Consider the following 12,465-nt stretch of genomic DNA (forward strand, 5'->3'; position numbering starts at 1 on the left):
CTATGATGAATCAGAATCCTCTAAAGTACTGTGCAGCCATTGTAACCATGTTAATGGTGGGTTGTACAAATGAAACACCGCTACAATTTCAGATAAGTAATAGTTTAGATATTGACCGTTCTTTTGAGACCGTTGAAATTGATTTAGATCTTTTGAAATCACATGAAACGTTAAAACTTACAGCTGGAAAAACGTATAAAATCAGTGAAGTGGGTAGTACCGCGGAATTGATTTCGCAGGTAAGTGATACTGACGGGGATGGTACTGCAGATGTGTTATTGTTTCAACCTACAATTGACGCGAATTCAAGTAAGTATTTCACTGTTGGTCTTAAAGTTATCGAAGATCAAACAGATGAGATTCCTACCTGTTATTCACGATTCGTTCCCGAACGTACAGATGATTATGCGTGGGAAAATGATAAGGTTGCTTTTAGAACCTATGGTCCAGTTGCTCAGAAAATGATAGAGGACAGTGTGCCAGGTGGAACACTTTCAAGCGGAATGGATGCATGGTTAAAAAGAGTAGATTATCCTATTATTAATAATTGGTACAAAAAAGAGTTGGAGACAGATGGGTCTTATCATGAAGATGATGGTGAAGGCTTAGATAATTTTCATGTAGGTACTAGTAGAGGAGTAGGTGGTATTGCAATTAAGGTAGATACCACATATCAATTTTCTAGAAATTTTACAGCATACGAAACAATTGAGACCGGACCATTAAGAACGAGTTTCTGGATCAGTTATGCGCCATGGAAAGCAGGAGATGAAACAATTCTTGAAAAGAAATTTATCTCTTTAGATAGAGGAAGTAATCTTACGAAATTTAGGGTAGAGGTTGAAGGTTCAGATACATTGTCTGTAGGTCTTACACTTCATGAGAAAGATGGGGAAACAACTACAGAAGTTGAAGAAGGCTGGGTAAGTTATTGGGAACCATATTTTGGTTCTGAATTAGGAACAGGTATTGTAGTTCCGTCAAATACTTTATTGGGATATGATAAATATGTAACCGATGCTAAAGATTTAAGTAATTTATACGCACAACTGAAAGTAGTTGATGGTGAAGCAGTTTATTACACCGGATTTGGCTGGAAAAAAAGCAAGCAATTCAACACCAAAGAAGAGTGGAATACCTATTTAAAGCAATTTGCTAAAAAAGTAAATAGTCCATTACAGGTAAAATTAGTGCAATAAAATATACAGATAATTAGTATGCAATATGAGTTTTATATGCTCATAACCAGTATGCTAATCATCTGTTATTCTTAGTTTATTTTCTTGATTAAATGGTTGGGAAAGTCCAATGTTCTTTCACAACACACCTGTTCCATTACTTGTTGTAATTCTGTCTTTAATAATGAAATCGTGTGGTTACCACCTTCATTTCCTAATGCGGCAACTCCGTACATAAATGATCGCCCTAAAAACGTGAATTCTGCTCCAGAAGCCATAGTTCGGGCAATATCTGGACCAGAGCGCAAACCACTATCCATCATTACCTTAATTTGATCACCATATTTTTCTGCTATTCTGGTCAATGGTCTAATTGTAGATTCACCTGCATCTAATTGTCTGCCACCATGGTTAGAGACAATGATACCATCTATTCCTAAGCGAATAGCTTTTTCAGCATCCATCTCAGAGGCTACACCTTTCAATACCAATTTACCTTTCCACATATCGCGAATAGGTTTAATTTTTTCTTCGTTTAATCTACCGGTAAAGGTTTGGTCCATAAATTTCCCTAGTTGTTTCAAATCTAGGTTTTTAGGCATGTAGGGTTTTAGAGTTTCAAAATTAGGTTGACCGTGTAGTAGGGTTTTCATTGCCCATTCTGGCTTTCCTAGAATTTGGAGTATATTTTTCACACTCATTTTTGGAGGCATTGCCAACCCATTTCTAATATCTCTTGGTCTAAAACCAAAAGTAGGAACATCGGATAAAATTACGAGAACAGGGCATTCTGCTTGTGCGGCTCTATTAATCATATCATCACGTAATCTATTTTCTGTAGGATGATATAATTGAAACCAAGCTTTACCCTCGGTAATTTCAGAAATTCGTTCAATGCTACTTGTAGATACCGTACTTAAAACAAACGGCACATTATGTTTAAATGCAGCTTTAGCTAGAATTTCTGGGGCATTGGGCCACATTAAACCTTGTAGGCCCACAGGTGCAATACCAAAGGGAGCATCATATGTATGACCAAATAATTCGGTTTTCATATCAGAACCCGTATGCTTACTTAAATAACTAGGAGATAATTCGACCTCTCTTATTTCGGCGGTATTTTTTATCAGGTTTACATCTTCATTACAGCCACCGTCCAAATATTCAAAAGCAAATTTTGGAATTTTCTTCTTTGCTTTATTTCGTAAATCGGTAACAGAAGGGTAGTTGTTGTTTATGGCAAGTTTGGCTTTACTCATAATTCAAATATTTTGTTCATTAATCGCCATTTTTCTCCAGGTTTGGAATTTGGTATAGCTTGTTGGTATTTCCACATCAAATTCTCCCATTCTTGGACTTTTGCATTGTTTTTATCTGCTTCTTGCTTCTTCCCAAAAGAGAATAATGCATTGGTCTCCATAATCATGAATAGCCGATTTTCAACCAGATAAATTTCCAGTTTTTCTATATGAGAACCTTTAATGCTTTCAATAATTTCTGGCCATACTTTTTTATGATATGTAATATATTCATTTATAAGAACAGCATCATTCTTTAAATCTAAAGCAAAACAATGTTTTTGATTTTCCATTTAGTTCTGATAGAATTTGTTGGTCGCTTGCCCATAAAAGGCAATTACAATAAAGCATAAAAGTGGTAAGATGAAGGAAAAATTTACCTCGGATAAGCCCATAATTTGGGTGTCGTTAACGCCAAAACCGCCAATATCAATAATCTTGCCTTGTAGACTAGGCATAAGTGCTCCTCCTACAATAGCCATTACTAAACCAGCTGCACCAATTTTTGATTCCTCTTCCTCTAAGTTTTCTAAAGCAATACCGTAAATGGTAGGGAACATCACAGACATGCAAAAAGACAATGCTACCAGACAATAAAGTCCTATAGGGCCAACTAAAAACATGGTTCCAAGAGAGGAAATGATGGCGGCAATGGAATAAATCATGAGTAATTTACCAGATGAAATAAATCTTAAAAGATAGGTGCCTATCACTCTGCCGACCAAAAATAAAATAAATGCTACAATTTGATAGTTGGCCGCTGTTTCACTATCGATACCTATCGCTTCAGCATATTGGTAGATATATGTCCAAGACATTATTTGTGCCCCTACATAAAAGATTTGTGCGACTACACCAAAAACATACTTTCTGTTTTTCTTTAAAGAATTAAAAGTATGTCCTATACTTGGAATAGTACCATCACCTTTAGACTGTGGCATCTTACTTACTGCTATCAGTACGAATATGACCAATATAACAAGGCCCAAAATAACATAAGGGTCTCTAATTACCATTAAATCGGAGGTTCTGATTATTGCCTTTTTAACTTCAGATAAAGCACTATAGTTTTCAATATCGTCTGATTGTAATTTTTTTAGCACAAATTGTTGCGCTACCAATAGTCCCAATAGAAGTCCGACGGGATTAAAGGTTTGTGCTAAGTTTAGTCGTTGTGTTGCAGTTTTAGGGTCGCCCATTGCCAAAATATATGGATTGGCCGTTGTTTCTAAAAAGGCCAGACCAAAGGTTAAGATATATAGACCCAAACAAAAAAACCAAAATTGTTCGGTGATAGCCGCTGGATAAAAAAGTAAAGCGCCTGTTGCATATAATGCCAAGCCAATTAAAATTCCTACTTTATAAGAATATTTCCGAACAAACAGCGCTGCTGGTAAGGCCATGCAAAAATAACCTCCATAAAAAGCCATTTGTACCCATGCAGCTTGTGAGTTGGATAACTCCAGTACTTTTTTAAAGGCTTGAACCATGGGGTCTGTAACCGCATTGGCAAAACCCCAAAGTGCAAATAATGATGATATTAAAATAAAGGGGAACAAGGTTTTGGTTGAAACAATGGGCGGCTTTTCTGATTTAGGCATGATATAAGATTTTGGTTTAGATATACTTTTGTCAATATGTATTATAGTTATAATGCACGGTCTAAATGACAATAACCACCATCTACAAATATTAATTGACCTGTGGTGTGACTTGATTTTACGGATAATAAGAATGCGACCATATCGGCAATTTCGTCTGTAGTGGTCATTCTATTTTCTAAAGGAATTTTTTCTGTAACCTTTTTCAACCTTTCTTCAGGATTGGGGAAAGAATTTATCCAACGTTCATATAACGGTGTAAAACATTCGGCCACGATAACTGCATTTACACGTATTGCATAGGGAAGTAATTCAACGGCCCATTCCCTTGTTAGGGCATTTCGACCACCATTTGCTGCAGCATAACCAGATGTACCACCTTGCCCGGTAACAGATGTTTTAGATCCAATATTTACAATAGCGCCTTTGTTTTTTTTAAGCTGAGGTAGAGCATAATGTGCCATCATATAATAATGCGTAAGATTTCTTGATATTGACCTCATAAAATCATCATGATTGCCCTCTTCTAATCCTACAGAGTCATTTACTCCTGCATTATTCACTAACCCGTCTATTTTTCCGAATCTTGCGACGCAATTTTCTACAGCTTCCTTGCATTGGTTAGGATCGGTTAGCTCCGCAAAAGAGTAGCCAGCTTGGCCTCCATTTTTTTCAATTTCTGATATTACTGAAATTATATTTGATTTGTTTCTTCCTAAAATATATGGAATTGCCCCTTCTTTAGCGAGGTTAATGCTAATACCTCTGCCAATTCCAGAGGAACCTCCAGATACTATAATGACTTTATTTTGTAGTTTTAAATCCATGGCCGGTATTTTTGGTTTTTTCTTTAGCTAATACTAATTAAGTAGTTATTCCATAAAAATTTGCGGCATTTAACCCCATAACTTGGCTTTGTTCTACTGTGGATAATTGCTTTAAGTATGATGTTAGAATTTGCTTGCTTTCTGTGTAATTCCCTGATAGTAGACAGACGGGCCAATCTGAACCAAACATAATTCTGTGAGTTCCAAATTCTTCAAAAATCACATCTATATATGGTGTAAAGTCTTCAGGTTTCCAATTTAGCCAACTTGCTTCCGTTGTCATGCCAGAAATTTTACAGTATACATTGGGATGTTTAGCCAATTCTTTAATTTCCCTTTTCCAGCTATTGATCTCTCCAGATTTAATGGGTGGTTTTGCTAAATGATCTAATACAAATTTTTGCTCTGAAAATTTTGAAACTAGGGTAGTGCTATTTTTTAATTGATGCGGATAAATTAATAAATCATACGTTAGATTTAAAGGGGCTAATTTCCCTATACCATTCATAAATGCTTGGTCTAACATAAAGTCATCTTTTTCTGCTTGTAAAATATGACGAACACCTTTAAAAAGACTGTTTTCTGAAAAGTGTTTTAGTCGTTTTTCAACATTGCTATCACGGAGATTTACCCATCCCACGACTCCTTTTATAAAGTTGTTTTTACTGGCCAAATGCAATAAAAAATTTGTTTCTTGTTCAGACTGGTCAGCTTGTACTGCAATACAACCGTCAACATTTTCGCTAAGCAGTATTGGTTTAAGGTCAGCAGGTAAGAAATCACGTTGAATAGTTTTCATGGTGTTATCTATCCAGCTATCCCTTACTGGATCATACTTCCAAAAATGTTGATGGCTGTCAATAATCATTTTGTATACGCTTTAGCAACTTGTTTAGAACTGCCTAATTTTTCAATTCCTAATTCAACAACATCACCTGGTTTTAAGTATCTAGGTGGGTTAAAGCCTAAGCCTACACCGAATGGCGTTCCTGTAGATATAATATCTCCAGGTAATAGGGTCATATAATGACTAATATAACTTACTAACTGAGGAACGTTAAAAACTAAATCTTCGGTATTGCTATTCTGTAACAACTCCCCATTTAACTTAAGCCAAAGATCTAAGTTATGAGGGTCTGTTACTTCATCTTTAGTAGCTAAAAATGGACCAATTGGTGCAAAGGTGTCGCAACTTTTACCTTTAACCCATTGCCCTTCTTTTTCTAACTGAAATTCTCTTTCACTATAATCGTTATGTAACATATAACCCGCAACATAGTCCATAGCATCAGCTTCTTCTACATAACTAGCTTTCTTACCGATAACGACTGCCAGCTCCACTTCCCAATCTGTTTTCTTACTGTTCTTAGGAATGATAACATTATCGTTAGGTCCAACTATTGCAGAAGTTGCCTTGAAGAATAAAACAGGTTCTTTTGGTAAGGTCATGCCACTTTCTGCAGCATGTTTTGCGTAGTTTAAACCAACACAAACAATTTTAGAAGGTTTTTTTATGGGAGGGGCCAAACGAGTGCTCTTGTCTATTTTTGGTAGAGTTTCGGCATTATCATCAAGCCATGATTTTAGTCTGCTTAAACCATTGTTTTCAAAAAATAACTCATCATAGTCTTCTCCAAAATTAGAGGTGTCTACCCATTCCCCATTCTCTAGAATAACTCCTGGTTTCTCATTGTTTGATGATCCAAATCGTATTAATTTCATGCTGTAAGTTTTATCCGTTAAGTTTTATGAATCCCCCGTCAATTGGGAAATCTGTGCCTGTAATAAATGATGCTTCATCAGAGCAAAGGTAAAGTGCAAGGTCAGCTACTTCTTGTGGTTTGCCCATTCTGCCAATAGGTTGAGTGGCCGATAATTTTTCGAACATTTCGTCTTCTTGACCAGGGTAATTGGTTTTTATAAATCCGTCAACAAAAGGTGTGTGTATTCTTGCTGGTGAAATGCTGTTACAGCGAATACCATTCTTCACGTAATCTTTAGCTATTGAATAGGTCATGGTAAGCATTGCCCCTTTACTCATGGAATATGCAAAACGGTCATCGATACCTACCGATGATGCAATTGATGCCATGTTGATGATTACACCACCATTTTCTTTCATTTTAGGAATCAAGGCATACATGCAGTTATATGGACCCTTGACATTTACTTCATAAACTCTATCTAAATCGGCTTCAGAGGTCTTTTCAATATTGCCTATATGGGCAATACCTGCATTATTAATAAGAATTGATACATTGTGTTTAGATGTAATTTCATCAATTACCTTAATAACCTGCTTTTGTTCATTAACATTACAGTTATATGCCGAAGCTGTACCACCTTGCTCTTGAATTAATTTTACCGTGCTCTCGGCATTTTCCGCATTTAGTTCTAAAATATGAACCATAGCGCCTTGAGCGGCGAAAGTTGTCGAAATAGCCTTTCCTATTCCGCTACCACCACCAGTAATAATAACATTTTTACCTTTTAGGTTAAACTTCATGTATCTATTTTTTAGTTCTTCTGTAATTCTTTTTTCCAGAATGTCCCATCTGGAAATTCATATGTGTCTAAAGACTCTTCTTTCATGGTAATACTATACCCTGGTAATTTAGGAGGCATATAAGCGCCATTTTTTATTACTACAGGTTCATAAAAATGCTCGTGCAAGTGATCTACATATTCTATTATTCTATTTTCCATCGTACCACTAAAAGATATATAGTCTATCATGGAAAGATGTTGAACATATTCACACAAACCGACACCGCCAGCATGCGGACAAACCGGAATATTGAATTTAGCAGCCATTAAAAGGATTGCTAAAATTTCATTTACTCCGCCCACTCTGCAGCTATCAATTTGGCAAATACCAATTGCACCTGCCTGCATTAGCTGCTTAAAGATAACTCTGTTTTGACAATGTTCTCCGGTGGCTACCTCAATTGGTTTTACTGCCTTGGCAATTTTCGCATGACCCAGAATATCATCGGGGCTTGTAGGCTCTTCAATCCACCAAGGATTGAACTTTTTAAGCGATTCCATATTCGTTATAGCTTCATCAACATCCCACTTTTGGTTAGCATCCATCATAAGCTTTAATTCATCGCCTATTTCTTCACGAATAATTGCTGCCCTTCTCATATCATCCTTAAGGTCTGAACCAACCTTAATTTTCATGTGCTTAAAACCACTGTCTTTTGCTTCTCTGCATAGTCGTCTCATTTTGTCATCAGAATAACCTAACCAACCAGCAGATGTGGTATATGCCGGATAACCCTTGTCCTTTAAGTGAGCTATACGTTCTTGCTTAGTCGCCTCTTTTTTGCTTAATAATTCCAAAGCTTCTTGAGGAGTAATAGCATCGGTTATATAGGTGAAGTCAATACAGGAAACCAACTCCGCAGGGGTCATATCAGCTAAAAGTTTCCACAAAGGTTTCTGTTCTACTTTAGCATATAAGTCCCAAACGGCGTTTACAATAGCACCAGTTGCTAAATGTATAACACCTTTTTCTGGTCCTAACCATCGTAATTGGCTATCTCCGGTTATCATTTTCCAAAAAGCACCCATATCTGCGGTAAAGCTTTCTAAAGATTTGCCAATAATTAAGTGGGAAAGTGATTTAATAGCCTGTGTACAAAGTTCATTGCCCCTACCTATAGTAAAAGTAAGTCCATGACCTTCGAAACCTTCTGCTGAATTAGTTTTTAAAATAACATAGGCTGCACTATAATCCGGATCAGGATTCATAGCATCTGAACCATCTAAAGATTTACTAGTAGGGAAGCGTATATCCCTAGCGATTACTTCTGTAATTATGATAGAACTTGACATTAATTTAGTTTTAACCAAAAGTATACCCAATCATAAAGTTAAACCACCTAAAAGAATGCCGGTTTCAATACTTTTTTTGCATTAATATTTAAAATTCGTTTTGTGTTGACTTAAAAAGGAAGAGGGTGATTCGCCTTTTATGATTTTGAATTGTCGATTAAAATTAGAAATATTACTAAATCCACAGGCATAAGCAATCGATGTGATACTCTCCTTATTTTCAAATAACATTTTACAGGCAAACCCTATTCGTATTTCATTTAAAAACCTGGTAAAAGATTTTCGATGTGTTGATTTGAAAAACCTACTGAAAGCTGAGGCGTTCATGTTAGCTAGGTTAGCAACATCTTTAGAACTTATGGGCGTATGAAAATTTTGATACACATATTCATAAATGGTATTTAATCTATTACTTTCTGTTTGATGAAATGTATTGATGAATCCGTTACTAGACAATAATGAATAATTTTGTTCTTTTTCTAGTTGGCTAAGAATTTCAATTATTCGTGTTATTTTGATGGCTGGGTCTAGACTATTTAGATTTTTTAATTCTTTTTTTATGTTATCCGTGACTTTGCTAAACTTGATGCCTTGCATTGCTTTTTGAAAAAGGCGCGCTATTGGTTGCATTTCTGGAAGAGATAAGAATTCTTTACCAACAAAATTATCTTTGAAATGTACAGATACAGCTTGGGCCAATAATTCAGAATCCTTTTCAAAATATACCTCGTCATTTAACCACATATGAGGTACATTTTTGCCAATTAACACTACCTCGCCAGATTGAAATTTTTCAATACTATCACCTACAAATCGGGTGCCAGTACTCTTGATTATATACACTATTTCTAGCTCTTCATGAAAGTGCCAAACCTTTAAAAAGTTTTTGTAATTATTTTGAGATACTGTTACCGATGTATTTGCGGTACTAGATCTATCAAGTAAATGAAGTTTCATTTCATGAATTTATCTCAAAATACGGATTATTTATTTATGTATAAAAAATATGTGTTTTATCTGATAATAATATTCTTATTTCATTCATTATTGTAAATAAGAATTATGCTTATGGTATCAAATAGATTTTCGAAGAAATTTATGACCTCTTCAACGAAATTGAAAAGTATATGAGTTTTCATTATCCTAGCTTGATTAGAAATAAAACTATAAAGACACTTAATTGAAAAGAAGTAGGTTTAACCAAACCAATTGGTCAATGATTTTGTTTCCGCAAAATTAAAAACCCTGAACACGTTAGTGTACAGGGTTGTATAAGTGGAGCCGGAGGGACTAGAACTATGGTTTGAAATCTACTGTAAATAGGGTGTTCTAGCATCCCTAAATTTAGTGCGCACCGAATAGGTGACTTTTTAACATTTAGGAGCAACAATTAATATGGTTTGATGTAATTTATTCTAATTTGTAGGAAAAAGTATATATTTGAGTTCTCCCCATTTTTCAACTTAAAAAACAACTTCAATTTAAGACTTTATGCCATTAGATATTCATAGAATAATAGTTCATTATCTGGATAAAAAAGAAAGAACAACGGATGCAGATATTGACTACTCAAGCGAGATGTTGAGTATCGACGATTTTGCTGCCAAATTAATTGATGAACTCCATAATTCAATAAGTACAAATTCAAGTATTAAGAATGCTTCTTTTAAAGAAGATGAAACCAATTCTTTTACAATCCGGCTTAATGAATATTTGGAAGATGCCACAGATGATAAATTTGTCTTATTTAGTAAATCATTAGATCTTTTGAAAACAAAGGTTGAAAGACAATCACTTGCAAAAGGTGGGTACTATCTTTTTTCTGACTATTCTATTGATGATAACCGTTATATATCTGTTGTATTATTAAGGAAAAAATCAGGAATTAATATTATTAAAGAGGGAACTGAATATAAACTTGATGGTGCAGAAAACATCAATATCGAGAAAATAGCAATGGCAGCGAGACTGAATTATAATATATTTAACGAAACGGGTGATGACCGAAAATATTTAGCTATTATAACAACACAATCCGATGGCGAAGTATCGGAATATTTTAAAGAGTGGGTATTGGCTGCTGGTATGATTAAGAATACAGTTAATACCGATAGACTTATGAAAATCATCAAAACAATAGATCTACCTACCGATGAAGATGGAAATGAAATTTCGAGAAGCGACTTTCAGCGTGCTGTATATGAATATGCAAGAACCAATAACCGTAGACGTGTAAATATCTATAATATGAGTGAGCACTTTTTTGGACCTGATGCTACAACCGCAATTAAAGACTTTGCTGATGCTCACAACATAGTACTCGATCCAGAATTTAGGGTTGGCGGAAAATGGAAAAACTTGATAACAATTAAAGTATCAGTTCCTGGTATTATCCTAAATGTAGATTTTGATAAAATAAACGAAAACGATGTGGACGTACAGGAAGACCATATTGTCATAAGGTCGGCCGAACTTGCATCGCTATTAACAAGAAGATATAATAATGCAACTGCTTTAGATGAGCAATAAAAATGATATAATTGAAGAATTGATAGATGAACTCAACAAAGTAAATTTTGATGGGATTAGTCAATATAATGGTCGTGAGTGCACTTTAGATGCGTCCACGAACACCCCATTAATAACTTATATCAAGGCTGCTTTCAATAATCCCGAAGAATTACCTGGCAACAAGATTTCATTTTTATTGACAGATAGTAAATGGCAAGAAGTACTGTATTATTATGATGAAACCGATTTTATTAACAGATGCAAACTGGATATAGAAGAATATCAAGATAAGTATATAGTCTTTCTAAATCCACTAGGTACTTTGAATACAAGACAAGTAACTTTAGCAGACACTGAAAAGTTTGCGATAAATTTTCTTACCTATAAATCACTTCGCGAGCTATTTAAAGAAACAAAGGAACTTTCTCAATTCAAAAACGAAACTTCAAAAACTTTTACGATTGTAAGTAAAGAATATGGCGTGTTTCACGTGGGTTATACGCTACCCGAATATTTATATTTCTACAACATAAATATTTCAGATAAATTTGAACGACTAAAAAAAGAGTTTGAAAAAAAGGAATTTATCCAATTCTTTAAAGAAATAATCGTAACCAGTGTCCATAGTGCAGATGAAAAGAATAGGTTCAACGTAATCATCAGTCAGTTGGATTCAATCATTGACCTTGCCCTGAAGGATTATGAAGCATATGTTTCAAACTTTGCGATCGATAAGATAAAGTCAGATTTCAAAAAAGAAAGAGAATCATATTTTGAAAGTATAGACAGAAGTATTTCATCTATTGGGAAACAAGTAGTGGCTTTTCCACTCACATTTGCTGCTAGTGTATTTGCAAGTTATAAAGTTCAGGATAAACCTGGTGTACTACTCTTAATTCTACTTGCCTATTTACTCTACACAATTGTGGCTTATCTCATTTTGACTATGACCGCCTACAATGTGCGTTGTTTAAGAAAGGATGTTAAACTGGAAGAGAAAGCAATTAAAAATAGCTACGGTAAAATTTATGCTGATTTCAAAACTGATTTTGACAAAATAAAAAATAAAATTTGTTTACTCCGTATTGTAGTTGGGGTTCTTTATGGAGTCCTTACCATACTTTTTGTATTATTTACTCTATATGCTGCTCATAGTATGCATTGGTTAGATTTGTCTTCTTGGGTAACTTGGGTGCCTGAAAAAACATAA

The 12,465-nt window shown here is 34.9% G+C and carries 12 protein-coding genes; 3 read left to right on the forward strand and 9 right to left on the reverse strand.

The genetic code is table 11. The features are described from left to right. The first annotated feature begins 2 nt into the window (after window positions 1-2). Entirely contained in the window at window positions 3-1,199 is a 1,197-nt protein-coding gene (locus AAC084_RS07950; RefSeq protein WP_339839219.1) for a DUF4861 family protein, read from the forward strand. A gap of 71 nt (window positions 1,200-1,270) precedes the next feature. Here AAC084_RS07950 and AAC084_RS07955 read toward each other — a convergent pair whose 3' ends face one another. From AAC084_RS07955 to AAC084_RS07995, 9 genes are all read right to left on the reverse strand, one after another. Continuing rightward, window positions 1,271-2,437: an alpha-hydroxy acid oxidase gene (locus AAC084_RS07955; RefSeq protein ID WP_339839222.1), complete on the reverse strand. Its 1,167-nt coding sequence runs from the start codon at window positions 2,435-2,437 to the stop codon at window positions 1,271-1,273. Continuing rightward, a complete protein-coding gene (locus AAC084_RS07960; protein ID WP_339839225.1) occupies window positions 2,434-2,769 on the reverse strand; it encodes an L-rhamnose mutarotase in 336 nt (111 codons plus the stop codon). The genes AAC084_RS07955 and AAC084_RS07960 overlap by 4 nt, the downstream gene beginning before the upstream one ends. Beyond that, window positions 2,770-4,077 carry an L-fucose:H+ symporter permease gene (gene fucP / locus AAC084_RS07965; protein ID WP_339839227.1) on the reverse strand — a complete coding sequence of 436 codons (1,308 nt, stop codon included), beginning with the start codon at window positions 4,075-4,077 and terminating at the stop codon, window positions 2,770-2,772. It lies immediately after the preceding gene. 47 nt (window positions 4,078-4,124) lie between these two features. Then, window positions 4,125-4,904 carry an SDR family oxidoreductase gene (locus AAC084_RS07970; RefSeq protein ID WP_339839229.1) on the reverse strand — a complete coding sequence of 260 codons (780 nt, stop codon included), beginning with the start codon at window positions 4,902-4,904 and terminating at the stop codon, window positions 4,125-4,127. A 37-nt stretch (window positions 4,905-4,941) separates the two neighbouring features. After that, on the reverse strand, window positions 4,942-5,772 hold the full coding sequence (locus AAC084_RS07975) for an amidohydrolase family protein (RefSeq protein WP_339839232.1): 831 nt from the start codon (window positions 5,770-5,772) through the stop codon (window positions 4,942-4,944). Further along, complete coding sequence (locus AAC084_RS07980; RefSeq protein ID WP_339839235.1) at window positions 5,769-6,626, reverse strand: fumarylacetoacetate hydrolase family protein; 858 nt, start codon at window positions 6,624-6,626, stop codon at window positions 5,769-5,771. Before AAC084_RS07980 ends, AAC084_RS07975 begins: the two co-directional genes overlap by 4 nt. 10 nt (window positions 6,627-6,636) lie before the next feature. Further along, window positions 6,637-7,410 (reverse strand): glucose 1-dehydrogenase, encoded by a 774-nt coding sequence (locus AAC084_RS07985; RefSeq protein ID WP_339839238.1) that lies wholly within the window; start codon window positions 7,408-7,410, stop codon window positions 6,637-6,639. 11 nt (window positions 7,411-7,421) lie between these two features. After that, a complete protein-coding gene (locus AAC084_RS07990) occupies window positions 7,422-8,744 on the reverse strand; it encodes an L-fuconate dehydratase (RefSeq protein ID WP_339839241.1) in 1,323 nt (440 codons plus the stop codon). 81 nt (window positions 8,745-8,825) lie between these two features. Further along, entirely contained in the window at window positions 8,826-9,701 is an 876-nt protein-coding gene (locus tag AAC084_RS07995) for an AraC family transcriptional regulator (RefSeq protein ID WP_339839244.1), read from the reverse strand. 534 nt (window positions 9,702-10,235) lie between these two features. Between AAC084_RS07995 and AAC084_RS08000 the strand changes: the two genes are divergently transcribed. After that, window positions 10,236-11,273, forward strand: a complete 1,038-nt coding sequence (locus tag AAC084_RS08000) for a nucleoid-associated protein (RefSeq protein ID WP_339839247.1) — start codon at window positions 10,236-10,238, stop codon at window positions 11,271-11,273. Continuing rightward, a complete protein-coding gene (locus AAC084_RS08005; RefSeq protein ID WP_339839250.1) occupies window positions 11,263-12,465 on the forward strand; it encodes a hypothetical protein in 1,203 nt (400 codons plus the stop codon). The genes AAC084_RS08000 and AAC084_RS08005 overlap by 11 nt, the downstream gene beginning before the upstream one ends.

The sequence above is a fragment of the uncultured Maribacter sp. genome (assembly GCF_963977385.1).
In the GTDB taxonomy this organism is placed as follows: Bacteria; Bacteroidota; Bacteroidia; order Flavobacteriales; family Flavobacteriaceae; genus Maribacter.

Coding starts and splice junctions, on each gene's coding strand:
- AAC084_RS07950 (WP_339839219.1), top strand. CDS start 3: ATGATGAATCAGAATCCTCTAAAGTACTGTGCAGCCATTGTAACCATG.
- AAC084_RS07955 (WP_339839222.1), bottom strand. CDS start 2,437: ATGAGTAAAGCCAAACTTGCCATAAACAACAACTACCCTTCTGTTACC.
- AAC084_RS07960 (WP_339839225.1), bottom strand. CDS start 2,769: ATGGAAAATCAAAAACATTGTTTTGCTTTAGATTTAAAGAATGATGCT.
- fucP (WP_339839227.1), bottom strand. CDS start 4,077: ATGCCTAAATCAGAAAAGCCGCCCATTGTTTCAACCAAAACCTTGTTC.
- AAC084_RS07970 (WP_339839229.1), bottom strand. CDS start 4,904: ATGGATTTAAAACTACAAAATAAAGTCATTATAGTATCTGGAGGTTCC.
- AAC084_RS07975 (WP_339839232.1), bottom strand. CDS start 5,772: ATGATTATTGACAGCCATCAACATTTTTGGAAGTATGATCCAGTAAGG.
- AAC084_RS07980 (WP_339839235.1), bottom strand. CDS start 6,626: ATGAAATTAATACGATTTGGATCATCAAACAATGAGAAACCAGGAGTT.
- AAC084_RS07985 (WP_339839238.1), bottom strand. CDS start 7,410: ATGAAGTTTAACCTAAAAGGTAAAAATGTTATTATTACTGGTGGTGGT.
- AAC084_RS07990 (WP_339839241.1), bottom strand. CDS start 8,744: ATGTCAAGTTCTATCATAATTACAGAAGTAATCGCTAGGGATATACGC.
- AAC084_RS07995 (WP_339839244.1), bottom strand. CDS start 9,701: ATGAAACTTCATTTACTTGATAGATCTAGTACCGCAAATACATCGGTA.
- AAC084_RS08000 (WP_339839247.1), top strand. CDS start 10,236: ATGCCATTAGATATTCATAGAATAATAGTTCATTATCTGGATAAAAAA.
- AAC084_RS08005 (WP_339839250.1), top strand. CDS start 11,263: ATGAGCAATAAAAATGATATAATTGAAGAATTGATAGATGAACTCAAC.